This is a genomic window from Pseudoalteromonas sp. NFXS39 (assembly GCF_040148775.1).
GTDB classification, from domain to species: domain Bacteria; phylum Pseudomonadota; class Gammaproteobacteria; order Enterobacterales; family Alteromonadaceae; genus Pseudoalteromonas; species Pseudoalteromonas apostichopi.
In genome coordinates this window covers 108,990-129,143 of record NZ_JAGDEC010000003.1, presented here as the reverse complement: position 1 = coordinate 129,143, position 20,154 = coordinate 108,990, and the positions used below count along the sequence as shown (strand labels likewise).

The 20,154-nt window shown below is 42.3% G+C and carries 21 protein-coding genes; 11 read left to right on the top strand and 10 right to left on the bottom strand.

Annotation, left to right across the window (positions count from 1 at the left end; all coding sequences use genetic code 11):
• Nucleotides 1-49 precede the first annotated feature (49 nt).
• From J3455_RS06800 to J3455_RS06775, 6 genes are all read right to left on the bottom strand, one after another.
• A complete protein-coding gene (locus J3455_RS06800) occupies nt 50-3,154 on the bottom strand; it encodes an efflux RND transporter permease subunit (protein ID WP_349561392.1) in 3,105 nt (1,034 codons plus the stop codon).
• The gene (locus J3455_RS06795) at nt 3,151-4,608 is read right to left on the bottom strand and encodes an efflux RND transporter periplasmic adaptor subunit (RefSeq protein ID WP_130050412.1); all 1,458 of its coding nucleotides are present in this window, start codon (nt 4,606-4,608) and stop codon (nt 3,151-3,153) included. Before J3455_RS06795 ends, J3455_RS06800 begins: the two co-directional genes overlap by 4 nt.
• A complete protein-coding gene (locus J3455_RS06790; protein WP_130050411.1) occupies nt 4,601-5,923 on the bottom strand; it encodes a TolC family protein in 1,323 nt (440 codons plus the stop codon). Before J3455_RS06790 ends, J3455_RS06795 begins: the two co-directional genes overlap by 8 nt.
• Before the next feature lie 104 nt (nt 5,924-6,027).
• Complete coding sequence (locus J3455_RS06785) at nt 6,028-6,381, bottom strand: hypothetical protein (protein WP_349561390.1); 354 nt, start codon at nt 6,379-6,381, stop codon at nt 6,028-6,030.
• 43 nt (nt 6,382-6,424) lie between these two features.
• Nucleotides 6,425-7,039 (bottom strand): paraquat-inducible protein A, encoded by a 615-nt coding sequence (locus J3455_RS06780; RefSeq protein ID WP_130050409.1) that lies wholly within the window; start codon nt 7,037-7,039, stop codon nt 6,425-6,427.
• Nucleotides 7,040-7,093: 54 nt separating this feature from the next.
• On the bottom strand, nt 7,094-8,371 hold the full coding sequence (locus J3455_RS06775; RefSeq protein ID WP_130050408.1) for an EAL and HDOD domain-containing protein: 1,278 nt from the start codon (nt 8,369-8,371) through the stop codon (nt 7,094-7,096).
• Between the two features lie 104 nt (nt 8,372-8,475).
• Between J3455_RS06775 and J3455_RS06770 the strand changes: the two genes are divergently transcribed.
• From J3455_RS06770 to J3455_RS06760, 3 genes are all read left to right on the top strand, one after another.
• Nucleotides 8,476-9,240 carry a substrate-binding periplasmic protein gene (locus J3455_RS06770; RefSeq protein ID WP_294091332.1) on the top strand — a complete coding sequence of 255 codons (765 nt, stop codon included), beginning with the start codon at nt 8,476-8,478 and terminating at the stop codon, nt 9,238-9,240.
• 80 nt (nt 9,241-9,320) lie between these two features.
• Nucleotides 9,321-9,887, top strand: coding sequence for a PhnA domain-containing protein (locus tag J3455_RS06765; protein ID WP_130050406.1), 567 nt, complete (start codon nt 9,321-9,323; stop codon nt 9,885-9,887).
• A 157-nt stretch (nt 9,888-10,044) separates the two neighbouring features.
• Nucleotides 10,045-10,854 (top strand): META domain-containing protein, encoded by an 810-nt coding sequence (locus J3455_RS06760; RefSeq protein WP_239977677.1) that lies wholly within the window; start codon nt 10,045-10,047, stop codon nt 10,852-10,854.
• A gap of 56 nt (nt 10,855-10,910) precedes the next feature.
• Here J3455_RS06760 and J3455_RS06755 read toward each other — a convergent pair whose 3' ends face one another.
• Nucleotides 10,911-11,750: a 23S rRNA (adenine(2030)-N(6))-methyltransferase RlmJ gene (locus J3455_RS06755; protein ID WP_130050404.1), complete on the bottom strand. Its 840-nt coding sequence runs from the start codon at nt 11,748-11,750 to the stop codon at nt 10,911-10,913.
• 239 nt (nt 11,751-11,989) lie between these two features.
• Between J3455_RS06755 and J3455_RS06750 the strand changes: the two genes are divergently transcribed.
• The 8 genes from J3455_RS06750 (at nt 11,990) to J3455_RS06715 (ending at nt 17,667) form a co-directional block, all read left to right on the top strand.
• Nucleotides 11,990-12,220 (top strand): DUF904 domain-containing protein, encoded by a 231-nt coding sequence (locus tag J3455_RS06750; RefSeq protein WP_130050403.1) that lies wholly within the window; start codon nt 11,990-11,992, stop codon nt 12,218-12,220.
• Nucleotides 12,220-12,507 (top strand): cell division protein ZapA, encoded by a 288-nt coding sequence (locus J3455_RS06745; RefSeq protein WP_130050402.1) that lies wholly within the window; start codon nt 12,220-12,222, stop codon nt 12,505-12,507. Before J3455_RS06750 ends, J3455_RS06745 begins: the two co-directional genes overlap by 1 nt.
• A 68-nt stretch (nt 12,508-12,575) precedes the next feature.
• Nucleotides 12,576-13,562, top strand: coding sequence for an MBL fold metallo-hydrolase (locus J3455_RS06740; RefSeq protein WP_167658403.1), 987 nt, complete (start codon nt 12,576-12,578; stop codon nt 13,560-13,562).
• A 43-nt stretch (nt 13,563-13,605) separates the two neighbouring features.
• Entirely contained in the window at nt 13,606-15,084 is a 1,479-nt protein-coding gene (locus J3455_RS06735) for a LysM peptidoglycan-binding domain-containing protein (RefSeq protein WP_502935092.1), read from the top strand.
• Between the two features lie 64 nt (nt 15,085-15,148).
• On the top strand, nt 15,149-15,637 hold the full coding sequence (locus J3455_RS06730) for an FKBP-type peptidyl-prolyl cis-trans isomerase (RefSeq protein ID WP_130050399.1): 489 nt from the start codon (nt 15,149-15,151) through the stop codon (nt 15,635-15,637).
• 9 nt (nt 15,638-15,646) lie between these two features.
• Nucleotides 15,647-16,372 carry an SDR family NAD(P)-dependent oxidoreductase gene (locus tag J3455_RS06725; protein WP_130052235.1) on the top strand — a complete coding sequence of 242 codons (726 nt, stop codon included), beginning with the start codon at nt 15,647-15,649 and terminating at the stop codon, nt 16,370-16,372.
• On the top strand, nt 16,369-17,211 hold the full coding sequence (locus J3455_RS06720; RefSeq protein WP_349561386.1) for an amidohydrolase family protein: 843 nt from the start codon (nt 16,369-16,371) through the stop codon (nt 17,209-17,211). Before J3455_RS06725 ends, J3455_RS06720 begins: the two co-directional genes overlap by 4 nt.
• Before the next feature lie 84 nt (nt 17,212-17,295).
• Nucleotides 17,296-17,667, top strand: a complete 372-nt coding sequence (locus J3455_RS06715; protein ID WP_175580436.1) for a hypothetical protein — start codon at nt 17,296-17,298, stop codon at nt 17,665-17,667.
• Nucleotides 17,668-17,748: 81 nt separating this feature from the next.
• Here J3455_RS06715 and J3455_RS06710 read toward each other — a convergent pair whose 3' ends face one another.
• From J3455_RS06710 to J3455_RS06700, 3 genes are all read right to left on the bottom strand, one after another.
• Nucleotides 17,749-18,924, bottom strand: a complete 1,176-nt coding sequence (locus J3455_RS06710) for a mandelate racemase/muconate lactonizing enzyme family protein (protein WP_167658405.1) — start codon at nt 18,922-18,924, stop codon at nt 17,749-17,751.
• A gap of 9 nt (nt 18,925-18,933) precedes the next feature.
• Nucleotides 18,934-19,701, bottom strand: coding sequence for a class II aldolase/adducin family protein (locus tag J3455_RS06705; RefSeq protein ID WP_130050395.1), 768 nt, complete (start codon nt 19,699-19,701; stop codon nt 18,934-18,936).
• 128 nt (nt 19,702-19,829) lie between these two features.
• The gene (locus J3455_RS06700; RefSeq protein ID WP_130050394.1) at nt 19,830-20,153 is read right to left on the bottom strand and encodes a c-type cytochrome; all 324 of its coding nucleotides are present in this window, start codon (nt 20,151-20,153) and stop codon (nt 19,830-19,832) included.
• Between the last annotated feature and the right edge of the window lies 1 nt (nt 20,154).

Sequence of the window (20,154 nt, the reverse complement as noted above, 5' to 3'; positions counted from 1 at the left end):
GTAACTTGAAGCAAGTGAAAGCGTACAAGTTACACACTGACTGTAAAATTTATAGGTGGCGTTTACGCCATATAAAATAAAGTGCAGGTAACACGAGTAGCGTTAAAACAATGGCACTGAGCATCCCGCCAACCATCGGCGCTGCAATTCGGCTCATCACCTCGCTTCCCGTTCCAGTACCATACAGCACAGGTAGTAAACCTATGATAATAGTGGCAACTGTCATCATCACAGGCCTAACCCGAAGGCCTGCACCATTGATAATTGCTTGGCGCAGCTCTGTAACCGTAAACTGTGCTGATTGCGCTTTGGCATCTTGATACGCTTGATTGAGATAAACCAGCATGATCACGCCGATTTCTACGGCAACCCCTGCTAGGGCAATAAAGCCAACCCCAACAGCGACCGAGAAATAAAAGCCTTCAAGGTACATCAACCAAATACCGCCTATCATCGCAAGTGGTAAGGTCAGCATGATCATTGCCACCTCAATAAAACTTCTAAAATTGAGATATAACAGCACCACAATAATTGCCAAAGTTAGTGGCAATACGTAACTGAGTTTGGCTTTTGCGCGCTCCATATATTCATATTGCCCCGCCCATGTAATTGAGTAACCAGCAGGTAGCTCGAGTTGCTCATGCAGTGCTTGTTGCGCACGCTCAACATAACTGCCGACATCACTGCCTTCAATATCAATTAAGCTCCAGCCATTGATACGTGCATTTTCACTTTTAATACCCGGCGGACCATCTTCAATAAAAACATGAGCAACGTCAGCCAATGCAATACGTTGTCCATTTGGCGTCACAATGGGTAACAACTTCAGCTCTTCTGGCGAGTCACGATAATCTTGCGGGTAACGCAAGTTAACAGGGTAACGCTCTTGCCCTTCAACCGTTTCGGTCACATTCATACCACCGATAGCGGTGGCAACGACCTGTTGCACATCAGCAATGTTCAAACCGTACCGTGCTGCTTTTTCACGGTTGATATCGACTTTGATGTAGCGACCACCGGCAACGCGCTCTGAGTAAACCGAAGCTGTGCCCGGTAAATCTTTTAAGATGACTTCAATTTGCTCACCGATTTTTTGAATTTCACTCAGCTTTGGCCCTGCAACTTTGATCCCCACAGGCGTTTTAATACCAGTGGCAAGCATGTCGATTCGCGTTTTGATTGGCATAACCCACGCATTGGTGAGCCCTGGGAACTTAACCAGATTATCGAGCTCTTTTTTCAGTTTCTCGGTTGTCATACCCTCGCGCCACTGTGACTTTGGCTTTAACTGAATAAAGGTTTCGATCATGGTTAGCGGCGCTGGATCTGTCGCAGTATCTGCACGACCAACTTTACCAAATACCGACTCAACCTCTGGCACACTGGCAATTAATTTGTCGGTCTGTTGTAAAATTTCACGGGCCTTACCAATTGAAATACCAGGATAAGTAGTTGGCATATACATCAAGTCCCCCTCATCAAGAGGAGGAATAAACTCACTACCAATTTTATTAACCGGGTAAAAGCCGATAACTGCCAAAACTAAAGCCAATACCAGTGTTGTTTTCGGCGCTTTTAACACCGCATTTAACAAGGGTTTATACGCTGCCACCAATAAGCGGTTTACAGGGTTTTTCTGCTCCGAAATAACCTTACCGCGAATAAAGTAGCCCATTAATACCGGCACCAGTGTAATCGCTAGACCAGCCGAGGCCGCCATTGCATAGGTTTTTGTGTAAGCCAGCGGCGAGAACATACGCCCTTCTTGTGCTTCTAAAATAAACACTGGCATAAAACTGACTGTGATAATTAATAAACTAAAGAATAACGCGGGCCCCACTTCTGCGGCTGAGTCCATCACTACTTGCCAGCGGTTTTCGTCGGTCAGTGGAGTTTTCTCCATATGTTTATGCATATTTTCTATCATCACGATAGCGCCATCTGTCATTGCACCAATCGCAATCGCTATCCCGCCTAGCGACATGATGTTGGCATTTATACCTTGCCAATACATAACCACAAAAGCCGTTAAAATCCCCATTGGCAGCGTGATAATGGCAACTATCGATGAACGTATATGGAATAAAAACACCACACACACTAAGGCCACGACAATTAATTCTTCAATTAACTTTGAACTTAAGTTATCAAGTGCTTGTGTAATAAGGTTTGAACGGTCGTACACAGGGATGATTTCAACGCCCTCTGGCAGGCCTTTTTTGAGCGACTCTAGCTTTTCCTTTACTAGTTTGATGGTCGCTTCAGCGTTTTCTCCAAAGCGCATCACCACCACACCACCTGTCACTTCGCCCTCGCCGTTAAGTTCGGCAATCCCACGGCGCATTTGCGGCCCAAGTTTAATATCGGCCACATCGCGTAATTGCAGTGGTGTACCATTGGCATTGGTACCAAGCGGGATGGCTTCTAAATCGGCAACACCTTTAATATAACCTGTGCTTGATACCATGTATTCGGCTTCAGCCATTTCGACCACTGAGGCACCACGCTCTTGGTTACCTTGTTTAATCGCTTTTTGAATTAAACTCAGTGGAATACCATATGCTCGTAATTTGTCGGGGTCGACATTAACCTGATACTGCTTAACCATACCACCAACAGAAGCCACCTCTGATACACCTGGCACAGTTTGCAGTTCAAACTTTAAAAACCAATCTTGCAGACTTCGTAGCTGGCTAATATCGTTTTTGCCAGTTTTATCCACCAGCGCATAAAGGTAAATCCAACCCACACCTGTTGCGTCTGGGCCAAGTTCTGGCCTAGCTGAATCGGGTAAGCGAGCACTTACTTGACTCAAATACTCTTGTACTCGACTACGAGCCCAATAAAGGTCGGTATCTTCGTTAAAAATAACGTACACGTAAGAGTCACCAAAGAACGAAAAACCCCTGACCGTTTCAGCCCCCGGCACCGACAACATTGCCGTAGTGATCGGAAACGTCACTTGGTCTTGCACTACCTGCGGCGCTTGTCCTGGGTAAGAGGTTTTTACAATAACCTGTATATCAGATAAGTCAGGTAAGGCATCAACTGGGGTATTCTTTAAAGAAAAAACCCCAAAACCTGCCAACATTAAAGACAGCAGTAATACAAAGAAGCGATTCCCGACTGACCAACGGATCACGGCTGCTATCATTGCATTTCTCCTTGCATAGGATGGCTCATGGTCATGATGTCAAAAATCATAAACTCACCGTCCACTAACTTAAAAGTAAAATGCACTTCATCATCGCTTTGCAAACTAGACATATCAATACGCGGCGAAAAGTGAAATTCCATGGTTGCGGCCTCTCGGCCCCACTTGGGGATGGCTTCACGACTGATTACAGCAGTTCTGGCTTCACGGTCAATGCTGTTGATCACGCCATTCACCATTGCGCTGTCACTATCTGGTTCTTGCATACGCATAAAGTCAGAGCTTTTGCTTGATTCTGAGTCGATTAAGAACTGCGCTGAAATAACCACCTTATCGTCTTTCAGTAAGCCTGATAAAATCTCGACGTCATGATTATCACTGCGACCTAACGTCACAGCGACTGACTTAAAGCGGCCTTCGCCTAAATCAATCACGACACGGTCTTGGCTACCAGTGCGGATCACCGCTTCTTTTGCGATGACTAATTGCGGCTCAGTCGGCCTAGTAATAATACTCACTTCAGCAAACATATTCGGTTTTAGTAGGCCATCTTGGTTAGCAAAGCGAAGGCGTACACGAAGAGTACGGTTTTTCTCATCAAGGGTTGGATAGATGTAATCGACCTTCCCTTGCCAACGTTTACCCGGTAAATAATCTAAGCTCATGGTAACTGGCAAGCCTTTATGAATAAGGCCAGCTTGACGCTCAAAAACTTCTGCCTCAACCCACACTTCTTCTAGGTGAGCGATACTCATCATGGTGGTGCCCGGTTTCACATAAAAACCTTCGCGGATATTTAGCTCATCCAATACGCCACTTTGCTTGGCATAAAAGGTTATGTTTTGCCTAACCTTTTGGCTTTGCTCTAATCGCGCAATAAAATCGTCAGAAACATTTAATGAGGCTAAGCGCGCTTTAGCCGCACGAATAAGTACCGCATTGTTACGTTTAAGGGCAAGCAGTAGCTCTTCCTGTGCATTCACTAACTGTGGAGAATACAAGGTATAAAGAGGCTCGCCTTGCTTAACTTGGTCACCCGCAGCCTTTACATATAAAGTTTCGATCCAGCCTTCGACACGAGGATGAATATGCACTAATTGGTCTTGGTCATATTGCACATAGCCAACCGTATCAACTGTGCTTTGTAATGATTTAAAACGCACTGGCGCTGTTCTTACCCCTAAGTTATTCACTACGGCTGGTGAGATTCTCACAGTACCTGGGCTGTCTTCAGCGCTGCTTTGTTCCTCATAAACAGGCACCAATTCCATACCCATCGGCGATAAACCTGGCTCATCACGACGGTAGTTGCTATCCATAGGTGCCACCCAATATAGCGGCTTTTTTTCAGCGCTAGGCATAGTTGCATGATCTTGCTCAGCAAGTTTGTTTACAGCCGTTGCCAATGCAGCACCTACCGCCAAAGCGACAACTAATTTGACTGTGTTATTCATAGGTAACTCCTTGGCTTTGTGCCGCATTTATTTGGCTATCTTTTGCCGCCGCGTAATAGTTAAGGCGAGCGAGGGTTATTTGTTTATCTACTTCGATATTTAACGCATCAATTTTCGCATTTAGTTCGCTGATGCGTGCACGCATCACTTCTGAAAAGTCACCAGCATCGTTAGTGTAAGCATTTAATGTCGCCTCAGCTTGCTCTGCCATTTGCGGTAATAGCTGTTGCTGATACAGCGCTTTGCGCTGGGCTAGCCGGCTTAACTGGCTTAACTCTTTAAAATACTGACCTTGTAGTTTTTGTAGGGTAATAAGTTTGTTAGTTTTTACCGCCTCTGCACTAGCTATCGCAGCATTAACTTGTTGGTCCTGACGGTTATCTGTAAAGAGAGGTAAATCAACACTAACCCCTATTGAGAGTAAGTCAGCGCGCGAGTCCCCCATAGGCGTGTCTTCACGATAGCCATAGCCTAGGTTCATTCCAAATTGAGGCTTATACGCTTCTTCTGCCACTTGCACTTGTGTATTCTTAGCACGCAAAGCATGCTCAATAGCAATAATTGCGGGATGAGCCATCAACACTTCTATCACCCCTGATGGAGCAAGCTCTTGATAAGGCATTAATGCGGCCACCTTTATATTTTCATCGCTTACAGCACCGTTTAACATGTCAATCGGTAGCCATTGAGCTAGTCGCTTTTTGGCACTATCAAACTGCTGCTCTAACATCACTAGCTTATCTTCAAGACGAGTGAGCTCTAGTTGAGCGCGAATAATATCCTGCTGGCGAGTCGCACCAAGTGTATTGGCGTAACTTGCCTCAGTAATATCAATTAATTGATTGAATAAAGCTTTATCTTGGTTGATTAATTGAATGCTTTTTTGCGCGCGATAGGCATTTAGCCAGGCTTCGCTAACAATGGCTTTAACCTGGGCTTGACGATCTGCTCTAAGCCAAGGATATTGCTCAGCTGATTGCCTTAATGCCTGCTGCTGCAAGGCAAGGCTATCACCTCGACTAAACTGCTGCGACAAGCCCACTTTAAATTGCGTCATACCTTCTTGATCAAAGGCAAAGCCATCGGTTGGTAAATTCATTAGTCCGACAGTTAATACTGGGTCTGGTAAAGTGCCTGCAGCAATACTTTGCGCTTCTATCGCCTGCTGCTGGTATTTATTCGCCTGCAACCAAGGCTCGTGAGTCAGTGCATAATCAATCACCTGATTGAGTGCCAACGGCTCTGCTTTCACTAAACTTGAGGTTATCAATACTACGCCTAGAGAAAGCGCCTTAATCAATTTGCTGTGAGTCATCACATGCTCCAAAAATCTTAAAAATGGTTAAAAAACAATAGATTTTGGGTGCAGAATGAGGTGTATTTCAGCGTTTTACTGAATTTTAGACAGACCTATCCTGCTTAAGCAGTAATAGGTGGACGATATAAAGAACTTGCGTGGAAACTAAGCTGGCTGGCGCCTAACACTGTGACTTTTTCGGATTGCTTAATTGATTTAACAACTAAATCATTTAACGGAAGGAGTGAGTGAGCTGTACAGGCATTAAACGGACACGCGCAATCGCTGTTATCCATTGCATCTTCATGGCAACAATCCATATCACTCATGTCGCTGTCAGCATTCATATTAGCATGATGATCCATTTGCATGCTGCCATGTGGCATATCACATACCATAGCAACAGACGCAACTGACTGACCCACAAAAGTGAGCAGCATCATAGCTATCAATAAGTAGCTTGAAAGTCGCGTCATCATCATACCTTAAAAATTAATTGCCCAAATTGTAGCCCGAAATTTACGCGCTCGACAAGGGTTTATCTATTTTAATACTATTGCTGGCAGCAATAGCAAACAGGCAGTAACCAGTAAAATACCAAAATCCATCCCCCAGTTCGGCATGCATTTTTATAAGTTCGCCCATTTGCCCATCGGCGTTGCCAGCTAAATAAGACACGATCAATGCAATCACAAACACATCGACCATGCTCCATTTACTTAGTCCTTGTATGAGTTGACCGAGTAAATGTTTAATTTTATTCATAGGTAAGAAACAATAAAACAATTGCATCAGCAATTTTAAAGTGGGGATCACTATGGAGAACACGGCAACAAGCGCGGCGACAAGGTAGTTTTTGTTATTAGCAAGCTCATTCACGGTACCCCAAATGCTGCGTGTTTTTTTATAGGCATCAATTTCACCTTCAAGCCTATCAAGCCCCAACATGCTTGATGCCATCATTAGTACACTACGGGTATTCCGGTCGCCTTCATCGGCAATCATTTCAATACCTGTTTTAGCAAGCTTAGATTTATCGATTTTTCCTTCAAGGGTAAGTACCGGCTGGGTTACTCCTGGTATAAGTAACGCCAAAGCAACTAAGATGGTCACTACCTGTAAAGCTAAACGCATTATTTACAAACCTTTTTGATACACAGAGCCCGCATCATAGCGAACTCTGCACTTTTAGTCTGTAACCGAAGATAAGCTTACGAAAACGTCATCTGCATATGCACGAGCATCGTACATGGCTTGAAAAACTACATCCATTTTTGAGGCAGGACGAATCATCATTAGCAACTCATGAGCCGTTTCCCATTGCTCTTCCTCTACCGCTTTCGTGAGTTGTAAGCTTGCACCTTGCATCCCATTAAAGTTTAAAAGAGCGCTAGAGAGCTCACTACCAAGCGAAAACTCTTTTGCTATGGTATCAAGTTCCATATCTAAAATAGCATCAAGCACAGAAAGTAGCCCAACCAAATACCCTTGCTCAGCAAGCTCTTTCCCACCTGGCTCAAGCATCAAAGAGATAAATTTTGCCCTTGTTAAACCAAGTTTTGTCAGCTCCTGCGGTTTATCATTACCTAATTCGCTAAGTGCTAATACACGCACAAATTGCCTAATCGCATCTTCACCAAGATAAATAACCGCTTGCGAGATCGAACGAATAGTTTGTTGGGTGCTGCTAGCTCGCGCATTAACTAACTTTAAAATGCGTGCGGTAAGCCCTAAATCTTTAGCAACACGTTGTTGAATAGCATCAAAATTTAAATCAGTTTGTGCAGTGCAATTGAGTAATTCAAGTACGGCAACTTTTGATGGTTCAACATTTCCAAAACTTAAAAGTTCTGGTTTGGCAAAAAAGTACCCTTGGAACAGATCACAACCAGCGGTTTTTAACTGCTCAAAGTCTTCATAATTTTCAATACGTTCAACTATGATAGTGGTATCAGGGAAGCTGCGTTTTAGTTTTTTGATCATCATGTTGGTTTTGATAATCGGCTGCGTTACTTCAAGCTTAATAAAATCCATCAAAGGTAAGATATCTTGCCATTTATCAGTGCCATCGTAATCATCTAAAGCGAACAAGTAGCCTTCTTGCTTTAACTGCTTAACGCGGTTCACTACTTTAGGAATACTCGTCGCTCGTTCAACGATTTCGATAACCGCACTGCGTGGTTGCAACAGCTTTGGAAAGTCATCCAAAATAGCGTCGGTTGATAGGTTGATAAACGCGGGTTGAAACCCCGTTAGCTTTTCGAGCCCCATCAGCATCAACGCATTAAAAAACAGCCGCCCTGTCGCTTGACCATCACTCGTGCCTACCGGAAAAACATTGTCGCTCGATTCTCTGTACAGTAATTCGTATGCATACAAACTTCTATCAGCATTAAATATTGGCTGCCGTGCTATATACTGAGTCACACTCTGACTTTTGTTACCTTCAATACTTAATTCTGACATTCTACTTCTCACTTAGATGTGGCTATCTCCACATTACTATTGTTATAAGTATAGTGAAAGATGTTTACCTTGCTAAAAAACAAAAACCCAACCAAACTAGGTACATGAAAACGTATTCAATCAGACCATTGAACTTTTTTAACTCGACTTTATTAATTTTACTTTTGCTCTCACCAGTAGTTTTTGCTGAGCAGCAACCGGTATTAAAATACAATGTTACTGGCTCGGGTAACTATTATCCTTATTACATCAACGACAACAACACCCCTGGGATCCTACCCGAAATGATTAAGCAAGTTATGCAGCTTGCTGATATTCAAGTGCAGCATATCGAACTTCCTGCAAAAAGGACTGTAAAATACCTACACCAAGGAGACATCGACTTTGATGTTCTTAGCCCTGAATGGCTAAGCCAAGCAGAAAAACAAAACCCGCAATTTATTTATTCAGACACCCTGTTTCTCATTGAGGAGTACCTGGTCAGTTTAAAAAACTCTGTGACTCAATGGCAGCAACTTAACAATATTAATAATCAGCCAGTGGGTACTGTCTTAGGCTATTACTACTACGATGACAATCGCTTTAAGCGCGTTGATTTTCATTCTGAAAAACAACTAATAAAAGCATTAAAAATGCAGCGTATCGAAGTTGTCATAATAGACAAACTTCCGGCACAATACTGGGCTGAGCAATTTAATGTTGATATTGGCTTTGGCGCTTTACATTCGCTGGGAAACTTAAAAATTCGCCTGCGTAGTGAACATCAGCTATTGCTACCAAAAATAAATGCAGCTATTAAAGAGCTTAAAAACTCTGGCAGCTTAGATGCCATAATCAATAAATACACAAAAAGCATATCCCTACAATAATTAGGGATATTCCGCTTTGGACCTGCTTTTGCTATAATGCGCGCTGTTTTTCTTACCTTGTTAACTAAAAAGAGTCTCCTATGAGCATTGAACAAGCACTAATCGAACGCAGTAATAACCAATGTGAACTTTGCACCGCTACAGATAACCTATCTGTTTACGAGGTGCCACCTGTTACAGAGGCTCATTCTGATAAATGCATTTATGTTTGCCAAACTTGTAAAGATCAAATTGAGAATAATGCCGATCTAACTGCAAACCACTGGCATTGTTTAAATGATAGTATGTGGAGTCAAACACCTGCAGTACAAGTAGTGGCTTATCGCATGTTAAAACGTTTAGCGGCCGATAACGGCTGGGCACAAGATGCTCTAGACATGATTTATTTAGAAGAAGACACGCTAAAGTGGGCACAAACAGCACTTGCGGAAGACGATGATATTAAACACATCGACAGTAATGGCGTTGTACTTCAAGCAGGTGACACTGTAACACTAATTAAAGATCTTGATGTTAAAGGCAGTAGCCTTGTTGCTAAACGTGGCACAGCAGTAAGAAACATCGGTTTAACAAGCAACCCTGAGCACATCGAAGGTCGTGTTGACGGGCAGCGAATTGTTATCCTCACCAAATACGTGAAAAAGTAACGATTACTCTAATACGCTTTTTTTTCATAAAGCGACTCGTTATGACGAAAATGGGCCTAGTGCCCATTTTTTGTTAATTAAGCTATGATTAAGTCAGCGAACTTTATGCTAACTTTAAAACAAAGACGCATACCCCTAAAAACGCAAGGAAACAATCATGGCTTCGGATACCATCTCATCTTTCAAACGCGCTTCTCTATGCAGTTTAATGATCTTAGGGAGCAGCTTAGTATTAACAGGTTGTGGTGAAGACTCAGGTGCACCACAGGCTGAACAATCAACAATGAAAACCCTAAATACTCAAGTTACTTATTTAGACCGTAGCATGCTCCCCCCTGGTTCGGTATTAAAAGTACAGTTGGCTGATGTTTCAAAAATGGATGCCAAAGCTGACGTACTCAGCGAACAAGAAATTGAATTAAACGGCGCCCCACCATACAGCGTGGAACTCGAATATGATGAAAGCAAAATTGCTGACCGTCACCGTTATAGTGTAAGTGCGCGCATAGAGAATCAAGGTAAATTACTTTACATTAGCACCACTCACAATAACCCATTTGCTGAAGATGTATCGGGCGATGTTTACAAGGTAACAGTGACAAAAGTATCGGCTAAAAAACCCGATGTTACTTTAACAAATACCTACTGGAAAGCAGTTACAATTAGCGGTGAAACAATCACTGTTGAAAATAAAGAACCCTTCGTGCAGTTTAAAGACGATGGTTCAACCAGTGGTTACTTAGGCTGTAATAACTTCTCAGGTAATTACGAAGTTAATGAGCAAATGCTGACCTTCAAACCATTAGCTATCACCGAAAGAATGTGTGTAGCACAAATGGATATCGAAGCAGCCATGTCAGCAACACTAGCAGCCACTGCTAAATACTCTATCAATGGTGAGCAATTAACCTTGCTAGATGATAGTGACGAGCCACTAGCGACCTTTGCAGCTACTTACATGAATTAATAGCGGTAAAATTAAAAACGCCCAGCAATTGCTGGGCGTTTTGTATTGAAAAAGAATTATTCTTCAACTAATTGCTCGCTACGATAAAAACCACTGCTGTCGCTTAATAATGAAACAAGTTCTGGTAATACCGCATCCATTGTTTGCTTTAATTTCCATGGTGGGTTAATCACTATCATACCCGACGCTGTCATTCCATGAACGTCAGTATCGGCCTGTGTTGCGAGCTCGAAAAGCTGAATGTTACGCATACCCGATGCAATTAAACCCGCTTCCATTCTATCGATTCGTTCACGGTCAACAACCGGATACCAAATCATATATGTTCCCGTTGCAAAGCGCTTATATGCTTTAACAAGGGTGTTAACAACCGTGTCGTAATCATTTTTAATTTCGTATGGAGGGTCAATAAGCACGCAAGCTCGACGTGATGCTGGAGGTAACAAACCAACTAAGCCTTGAAAGCCGTTTTCGCCACGAACACGAATAGAACGTTTACCTTTCATATTGTCTTGCAGTAATTGTAGATCTCGTGGGTGTAACTCAAAAAACCAACCGTTATCTTGGCGACGCAAAAAGTGCTCGGCAATTTTTGGTGAACCTGGGTAAAAATCTAAATTACCGTTTTGGTTAAATGATTTAATTAGCTCAATATATTCATTAAGTGCATCATGCTCACTATTATGCTGCCAAAGCTTAGCAATACCCTCTAAATATTCTTGTGTTTTTTGTGCGTCACTGCCTGCAAGTTCAAAAAAACCAGCACCTGAGTGCGTGTCTACATAATCAAGTGGCTTATCTTTGATTGTTTGGTATTTAAGTACTTCAGCTAGAACAAGATGTTTTAGCACATCAGCAGGGTTACCCGCATGAAAAGAGTGTCGATAACTAAGCATATTTATAATTCGCCAGATGCAAACTGCGTTAAAAATGAATAGTCTTATTGTACATGATAAACAACAAATGATCCTAAGTTCAGGCTATTCCATGAACCATAAATGAATAAAAAAGCCATTACGCTGAATTAAGCCTTAATAATAAATAAAAATACGCTAAAACAGCCGTAAATGCTGGCATATCAAGACACTTTCCTTTACATTTGCATGACAATAACCACAGTTTTATGAGCGCATTTATGAATAACGAAACTCTTTCCCAACTCGAACAACTGATCGACAAATTAATCCTTCGCAATAGCGAACTTGAAAGCGAAGTTAAAAGCCTACAAGAGCAAACAGCTAAGCTTTTAGATGAGAACGAAACTCTGCAACTTGAAGTGCTAGAAAACGAAGAGAAGCAAAAAGATGCAAGCAGTACACTAACAGGCCTGCTTGAGAAATTACAAAGCGTACAACAGGCTAGCTAATGAGCAGCCCACAAAGTCAGCGGGTCAGCGTAGAGCTACTAGGTAAAGAACATGAGTTCTCTTGCCCACCTGGGCAAGAGCACGCCCTAGTTGCTGCTGCACAAAATTTGAATGACTTAGTGGAGCAAATGAAACAACGCTCATCGGTTCGAAATGACCAAAAAGCCCTGCTGATGGCCGCATTACATTTAAGTCATGAATTACTCGAAGTTAAATCGCAACAAGCAGAACAAGAGCAACAACATGACAAACTAATAGATAAGCTCAGCCAACATCTTAGTATTTAGAAAAAAGCGCATCCAGCGCTTTTTTTGTTTACAATCAACTGCACTGACTATTATTCGAGCGGAACACCATGCGATTTTGTGCTTTTTTGATCTGTCTTTTTGTAAGCTATAGCGCCCAATCAAGCGTTAGCTGGCATAGCATCACTCCCGAAATTCAATTTCTTCAACAACAAAATAAACTGCGCTTTTACGATTCGAATCAAGTGCTAATTGAAGGTAAAGAGTGCGCCTTAATGTTTGATGCCAGCGGTAACTTTGCCGAAGTAGAAATGCTCGCAGAGCAGCTAAAAGAACACCTAAAAACACCATTATGTTATTTAGTGGCCAGTCATTATCATGATGATCATCTACTAGGATTAGCGGTTTTACAGGCTGAATTCCCTAAAGCCAAACTGATAGTTCATCAGCAAGTAGAAACTGAGTTTGCCGCCATGCAGCAAGCATTAACTGATAAATTAGATGGCTATGAAAAAAGCATAGAGCTGAGCTATCAACGCCTTGCCAATCAACCAGAAGATCAACAAGTGATTTGGCGTGACAAACTAGAACTTGCTAAAAAGCGTTTATTTCGCTGGCGGGAGTTAACCTTAAACCCGCCGGCTATTAGCATTACTGAATCAACACAGCTAGACCTTGGTGATTATCCCGTAGTTATTACACCTTACCAAGCGCACACTAAAGGCGATCTTACTTTAAGTGCAGATCAAGGCCGCGTTCTGTTAGGCGCAGATATAGTCGACAGCTTACCCTACCCCGGGCATGGTACCTTTACTAGCTGGATCACAGTACTGCAAGATATTCAAAAAAATACCACGCTCGTAACTATTTTACCTGGTCATGGCAAGCCACTATCGCCACAAGATCTTGCGCTCCCTTTAAGGTTTTTAAAAACGATTAAAGAGATGACAAAATCAGCGCCAGATAAATCAGTTAGTGAATTAATTCCGCTTTTTCCTGCCGAGATAAAACAGCAATATCAGCTTGATGAAATAGGTGAAAGGGCTTTCTCTATGTTTCTAGAGGCTGGACTAAAACAGAGCAAGTTGTCAAAATAGAGCTAAAATAGTAAAAGGATTTTATTATATGGCTCGAGTAAGTTTGAGATATTTACTTTGGCTGAGCTTAGTTATTGGTCTACAGGGATGCCAACTAACTCAGCAGAAAACAGATGAGCGGGAAAGGCCAGCGGTTTTTAACCATTATGAGCCCGACTTAGCAACCCAGCAAGCAACTAGTGACTATGTGGCTTCAACAGCTGTTGAACCACCCGCTACAGTTGCGCCACTGCCAGCTGGTGACACTCCGTTACCAACACCTCGTTCGAACGATCTTTGGCAGCATATCGCCAACAATTTAACACTCGTCTTTCAAACTAATAAGCATACTTCTGCACGTGTAAAATGGTATTTAAAACAGCCTCATTACCTCATAAAAGTAAACAAACGTGCAGCACCTTACTTGTATCATATCGTGACACGGATCGAACAACAAAAGCTACCTATGGAGCTGGCCTTGCTGCCATTTGTCGAGAGTGATTTTAGACCGACAGTAAGCTCATCAAAGAATGCTGTAGGTGTTTGGCAACTTGTTGGCGCAACAGCTTATCATTTTGGCGTACAAAGCGATCAATGGTATGACGGACGCCAAGATATTCTCGCCTCAACCGATGCCGCTTTGGCTTATTTAAGTTACTTACACAAGCGCTTTGATGGTGACTGGTTACATGCACTTGCCGCTTACAACAGTGGCGAGGGACGTGTAAAAAAAGCCATTGAAAAGAATAAAAAAATAGGTAAAAAAACTGACTATTGGTCGTTATCTTTACCAAAAGAAACTGCCGATTATATTCCTAAACTATTAGCACTAAGTTATTTACTGAAACATCCTGAGCAAGGCTTAAAACGGCCTAAATTGGTTAATAAAGCACTCACTACTGAGTTTGATGTTGGCCAGCAGTTTGATTTTTCAGTAATAGCTAACTTATCTGGCGTGGGACATAACCAGCTCCATAAATTAAATCCAGGATATTTAAAAAACCAAAGCTCCCCGAATGGTCCACATACCCTGCTATTGCCTCTTGACCTGCGTACGCTATTACAAAGCAAATTGTTTCGCAATAACTTTGCTGGTGAGTATATAGTGCAAAAAGGCGATACTCTTTACAGTCTTTCTAGACGCTTTAATATGTCTGTAAAGGATCTAAAAGCACTCAATAGCAAAACAAGCAACCTAATCAAAGTTGGTGAGCAGTTGCGTTTATCACAGCCACAAACCATGCCAGAATCATTACTGGTTGATTACAATATTAGCCCCTACCTCGAACAGCATGAAGAAACTATCGCAACCATTGCGGTTGATTACCTAGTAAAGCCAGGTGACTCAATTTGGAGTATCAGCCAATTATACGACGTGCCACACAAAGACATTGCAACTTGGAATAAACTGAGTGCCACCAGCATATTAAGACCAGGCACGATTTTGACACTTCACTTACCGCAAGCAAAACCTGCAGAGCGACAAACGCCAACCAGTGAAGCCATGCTGTCAAGAATAGAAGGCTCGTTGAAAAAGCCTTGATTGCTCAGTCTTAACGGTTAGCGTAAAATCACCGCCTATATTTTAAATTCTAAAGAGAAATAACATGCAAATCAGTAAAGACGCAGTGGTTGAATTTCACTACACACTTAGTGAAGCAGGCGAGCAAGTCGAATCAAGTAAAGATGGCGAGCCACTTTCATATATCCATGGTACTGAAGGCATGCTTCCGGGTCTTGAAAAAGCGCTTGAAGGTAAAGCAGCTGGTGATAACTTCAGCGTAACACTTGAGCCTAGCGAATCTTACGGTGAGCGCGTTGACAACCTAATCCAACGTATTCCACTTAAGCACTTACAAGGCAACACAAAAGTGTGGAAGCCAGGTATGACTGCTATTGTTCATTCTAACCAAGGCCGTCACCAAGTGACTATCGTTAAAGTGGGTCGCTTCAATGCAGATTGTGACTTAAACCACCCATTTGCAGGTAAAACCCTGACATTTGATGTTGAAGTAGTCAATGTTCGCCAAGCAACAGCCGACGAATTATCACACGGCCACGTGCACGGTGAAGGCGGTTGTGGCCACAGCCACTAAGGGTAAATGATGACAAACGTTGCAATTGTCACAGGTGGCAGTAAAGGCATAGGCAAAGCTATAGTAGAGCGTTTAGAACGTGAAGCATACACCGTTTACAACTTAGATATCACCCCGTCTGAGGGCAATTATCACCACTGTGACGTCAGTGATACTCAGCAGGTGAAATCGGTTATCACCGATATCATTGCACAGACGGGCCGTGTCGATGCCTTAATCTCTAATGCGGGTCGTCATCTAAGTGCCAACATTGAAAACACCGATGAAGCAACGTTTGATGCCCTGTTTGCGCTCAATGTGAAAGGTGCCTATGCAGCAATTCAAGCCGTATTACCTAGTATGAAAATCCAGCAAAGCGGCAGTATCGTGTTGGTTGCCTCTGATCAGGCAATTATTGGCAAACCAAACTCGTTTGCTTATAACCTAACCAAGCACGCGCTAGCTTCCATGGCAAAAACGACAGCACTCGATTATGCCGCGTTTAATATTCGTGCTAACGCAGTGTGTCCGGGTACAATAGAAACACCACTGTTTCATAATGCGATTGATGCCTACTGTAAACGCAGTGGTGCCGATAAAGCAGAGGTTGTTGCTGAAGAAGCCGCGCTGCAACCGCTAGGGCGTTTAGGTCAACCAGAAGAAATTGCTGCTTTGGTGAACTTTTTAATAAGCCCAGAAGCGAGCTTTATTACTGGTAGCTTACAAAGTATTGATGGTGGATACACCACGCAATGAGCGACAAAATAATTGACCCCCATGTGCACTTTTTTAACCTCACTGAGGGTCAATACACTTGGCTACAAGGTAGCAATCCCCCCTCTTGGCCAAATCTAGATAAAATTAAAAAGCAAATTACTAGCTCAGAACTTAAAGCCGCTTGTCCATTTCAACTAGAAGCCTTGGTGCATATTGAAGCTGGCTTTGATAATCAAGCGCCAGTGAATGAGCTTAATTGGCTTGCAACGCATTTAAATGACATTCCCTATCGAGCAATCAGCTACAGTGTGATTGACGCATCTACCAAACACTTTGAAGCGTCACTCAATGAGTTAGATCATCCATCTTTGGTTGGTATTCGCGATATAACCGAAGGTGATGAAGCCAAGCGCTTATTAACTCCTCACTGCCAAGACAACCTAGCCATGCTCGCAGGCGAAAATTTACACTTTGAAGCACAGTTTGAAATTGAAAACATGCAGACAACTGAGCAGCTTATTAAGTATTGCACCGCCCTGCCATCATTACGTGTGGTTATTAATCATTTAGGCTTTATTAGTGATGAGAAAACATGGCTTGAAGCAATCATTAAACTCAGCCACTGCGATAATATCGCGATAAAGTTCTCAGGCTTAGAATTCACGCAAATAGCCGTAAACAAACACCTTTGGCTGGTTAATAATTTAGTTAAGTACTTTGGTGAACATCGTGTGATGTTTGCAAGTAATTTCCCTGTTTGCCAAATATATACCAGTTACGAAAACTGTTGGCATCACTATCACTCATTGTGCTCCGAGCAGAGTTTATGGCAAAAACTAAGCTATAAAAACGCCCGTGAAATCTATCAAATTGTTTAAAAAATAGCTATATTCAATAAAGTTAAAACTTATAAAGCGAACAAGCATCAAGTCTAAAATCTGTTTGCTTGTTCAGGAGTATTAATGAAAGCCTCTATTACCAGCCTTATACTAGTTAGTGTCTTATTTGGCTGTAGTTCTAAGCAAGAACCCACTCCAAAACTACAACATGCACGGCTAACAGAGCCGCAAAGTGAGCTAATAGCACTTGGCATAGCAAGGCTAATGCACAGTAAGCCTGTTAACGTAGCCGAAGATGCGTTTATCAATAGCAGCATACTTGTTATTGAAAGCTTGAATAACGCTGCTATACCAGAGAAGTCCAACCATGGGTCTTACCCAGATATGCCTGAACGTTTTGAGCTGTTAATAAAAAACCAAATGTGTTTTGTTCGTCACTTAGACAGCAAAGCAACCGAGCCACTGCCTTTGGTTAAATGCAAAGCGGTTGATTAATTTCAACCTAAAAAGTAAATATAAAAAAAGCCCTTACGGGCTTTTTATATATAATATTTAACTTAATAGTATTATCGATTGTTACTTAATCTCAACACGCTGTGAGCGCATAACAACTTCGTCATTCAGCTCAATACCGATCCCTGGCTCTTCTGATACTTGGAAGAAACCATTTTTAGGCTGTGGATCTTGAATACATAACTCACGGTTCCACTTTTTAATCGCATAGGTGTGATGTTCGTGAATTAAGAAGTTAGGAATTGCGGTTTCTAGGTGTAACGAAGCTGCGGTTGCTACTGGTCCACCACACACGTGAGCTTGAATGCGCACATCGAAAATATCTGCATAATCACACACTTTTTTAGTTTCTGTGAAACCACCACATAGACCTAAGTCTGGCTGTAGTACGTCAATACTTTGATCTTCTAGGTATGGACGCACACCCCAGCGATTATACAAACGTTCACCGCCCGCAATTGGCACGGCAACTTTGTCGGCAACTTTTGCATGTAATGAATGATTTAAGTAGTTCACTGGCTCTTCGTAATACATACAATCGAACTCTTCAGCAATCTCACCTATTTGAATTGCTGATGTCGCACCTGGTAAGCTGTGACATTCAAAAATAATATCAACTTCGTCACCGACCGCTTCACGAATAGCTTGCATACGCGCACGATATAACTTCATTTCTGCACGAGAAATAATGTTAGTACGATCATAATAAGTATTGCCGTTTTTATCGTACTGAATTGGATCAACTTTTACCGCATCATAACCTTCAGCCATCGCCTTAAGCGCTGCTTCTGCGTATTCTTCTGGGTGAACAAGCGCTTTAAATTCGCTGTCCCAGTCAAACTGTAATTGTGATGCGTAAGTACGTAGCTTATCGTTAACTTTACCGCCTAATAGCTGATAAACAGGTAAACCTAATGCTTTACCTTTTATATCCCAAAGCGCAGTATCAATGGCGCTCATTGCTGCATACACAACAGGACCACCACCTAAACCCCAAAAGCTTTCGCGTAGCATTCGTGACCACAGTTTTTCTGTTTGAAATGGGTCATGACCAATTAAAAAGGCATCAGCCATTTCTTTGATCATTGCCGCTGCTGCGCTATGACCTAAATCATAAGCAAGACCCGCTTCCCCCACACCGCTAATACCTTCATCAGTGTGAATACGCACAAAAACAGGTGTCCAAGCTGGTCTTTCTGGACAATGAATATCGAACACTTCGACGCGATTAACTTTCATGGCTACTCCTTACTGAGCAAAACTAGGATCAAGACGATAAGCTTTACGTAGCATTGCTGGCCAAGCTAACTGGCCACCGGTGCTGCCGCTATGCACGACATTCGCTTGATTATAAATATTATCGATAATAGGTTGTGGTACTGGGATTGCCGTTTGGCCACTGGCTTGAATAGCCAATTGAATTTCACAGGCGCGCTGCAAATCATAAAAGCGCATAAAGGCATCACCTACTGTTGGTCCCACGGTTAAGCCACCATGGTTAACCAATAGCATGTGATTAGTGGTGCCTAAGTCATCCTGTAAACGCTTTTTCTCGTCACTGTTTACCGCTAACCCTTCGTAGCCATGATAAGACAATGATGGTAATGAGAACATTGAGTATTGGCTTAGTGGTAACAGGCCTTTTTCTTGCGTTGCAACGGCAATGGTCTCTTTTGTATGTAAATGAATTACACAGTGAGCGTCATCACGTACTTCATGAATAGCACTGTGAATGGTAAAACCTGCCGGATTAATTTTAAACGGCGTGTCATCAAGAATATTGCCAGCTAAATCTACCTTCACAAGATTTGATGCAGTCACTTCGTCAAAACTTAAACCAAATGCATTAACTAAATAGTGATCTGTGCCTGGTAAACGCGCCGATAGGTGGGTGTAAATTAAATCACCCCATCGAAAATGATCAACTAAACGATAGCATGCAGCTAGATCAACACGTAGCTGCCATTCTTGTTCAGATACTTTATTTTTTAAATCGAGTTTTGGTAAGTCAAACATGGAAAACCTTGTATATGTGACACTACACAAATAGATGTATAGAAGTCTAAATTACTATTAATGGATGTTCAATAGTTGATACAAAAAGGCCACATCAATTGATGTGGCCTTTTTCACTCAATTAGCGCTTATTTTACTTGCGATAAGTAATCAGCAATTGCAGACATTTCTTCTTCAGAAACATTTGCAACCATCGCTTTCATTGCAGCAGTCATACCGTTACTACGCGCACCTGATTTGATATCTTTCATTTGGGCTAGTAAGTACTCTTTATTTTGACCGTTTAACTTAGGGTACTGAGGCATGATAGGTGCTTTACCTTCTGCACCATGACAAGTTTGACAAAGCTTAGCTGTGTAAAGTGTTGCACCATCGGCAGCCATAGTATTAAAAGATAGGCTTGCAGCCATTGCAATGCCAGCCCCACATAAAATTTTCGTGATCTTGCTCATT

Bases quoted from the DNA above. Each gene is read 5' to 3' on its own strand.
- J3455_RS06720 (WP_349561386.1), top strand. From the start codon at position 16,369: ATGAGCGACAAAATAATTGACCCCCATGTGCACTTTTTTAACCTCACT.
- J3455_RS06750 (WP_130050403.1), top strand. From the start codon at position 11,990: ATGAATAACGAAACTCTTTCCCAACTCGAACAACTGATCGACAAATTA.
- J3455_RS06775 (WP_130050408.1), bottom strand. From the start codon at position 8,371: ATGTCAGAATTAAGTATTGAAGGTAACAAAAGTCAGAGTGTGACTCAG.
- J3455_RS06800 (WP_349561392.1), bottom strand. From the start codon at position 3,154: ATGATAGCAGCCGTGATCCGTTGGTCAGTCGGGAATCGCTTCTTTGTA.
- J3455_RS06780 (WP_130050409.1), bottom strand. From the start codon at position 7,039: ATGCGTTTAGCTTTACAGGTAGTGACCATCTTAGTTGCTTTGGCGTTA.
- J3455_RS06705 (WP_130050395.1), bottom strand. From the start codon at position 19,701: ATGTTTGACTTACCAAAACTCGATTTAAAAAATAAAGTATCTGAACAA.
- J3455_RS06760 (WP_239977677.1), top strand. From the start codon at position 10,045: ATGGCTTCGGATACCATCTCATCTTTCAAACGCGCTTCTCTATGCAGT.
- J3455_RS06740 (WP_167658403.1), top strand. From the start codon at position 12,576: ATGCGATTTTGTGCTTTTTTGATCTGTCTTTTTGTAAGCTATAGCGCC.
- J3455_RS06700 (WP_130050394.1), bottom strand. From the start codon at position 20,153: ATGAGCAAGATCACGAAAATTTTATGTGGGGCTGGCATTGCAATGGCT.
- J3455_RS06710 (WP_167658405.1), bottom strand. From the start codon at position 18,924: ATGAAAGTTAATCGCGTCGAAGTGTTCGATATTCATTGTCCAGAAAGA.
- J3455_RS06785 (WP_349561390.1), bottom strand. From the start codon at position 6,381: ATGACGCGACTTTCAAGCTACTTATTGATAGCTATGATGCTGCTCACT.
- J3455_RS06755 (WP_130050404.1), bottom strand. From the start codon at position 11,750: ATGCTTAGTTATCGACACTCTTTTCATGCGGGTAACCCTGCTGATGTG.
- J3455_RS06765 (WP_130050406.1), top strand. From the start codon at position 9,321: ATGAGCATTGAACAAGCACTAATCGAACGCAGTAATAACCAATGTGAA.
- J3455_RS06725 (WP_130052235.1), top strand. From the start codon at position 15,647: ATGACAAACGTTGCAATTGTCACAGGTGGCAGTAAAGGCATAGGCAAA.
- J3455_RS06715 (WP_175580436.1), top strand. From the start codon at position 17,296: ATGAAAGCCTCTATTACCAGCCTTATACTAGTTAGTGTCTTATTTGGC.
- J3455_RS06770 (WP_294091332.1), top strand. From the start codon at position 8,476: ATGAAAACGTATTCAATCAGACCATTGAACTTTTTTAACTCGACTTTA.
- J3455_RS06745 (WP_130050402.1), top strand. From the start codon at position 12,220: ATGAGCAGCCCACAAAGTCAGCGGGTCAGCGTAGAGCTACTAGGTAAA.
- J3455_RS06790 (WP_130050411.1), bottom strand. From the start codon at position 5,923: ATGACTCACAGCAAATTGATTAAGGCGCTTTCTCTAGGCGTAGTATTG.
- J3455_RS06730 (WP_130050399.1), top strand. From the start codon at position 15,149: ATGCAAATCAGTAAAGACGCAGTGGTTGAATTTCACTACACACTTAGT.
- J3455_RS06795 (WP_130050412.1), bottom strand. From the start codon at position 4,608: ATGAATAACACAGTCAAATTAGTTGTCGCTTTGGCGGTAGGTGCTGCA.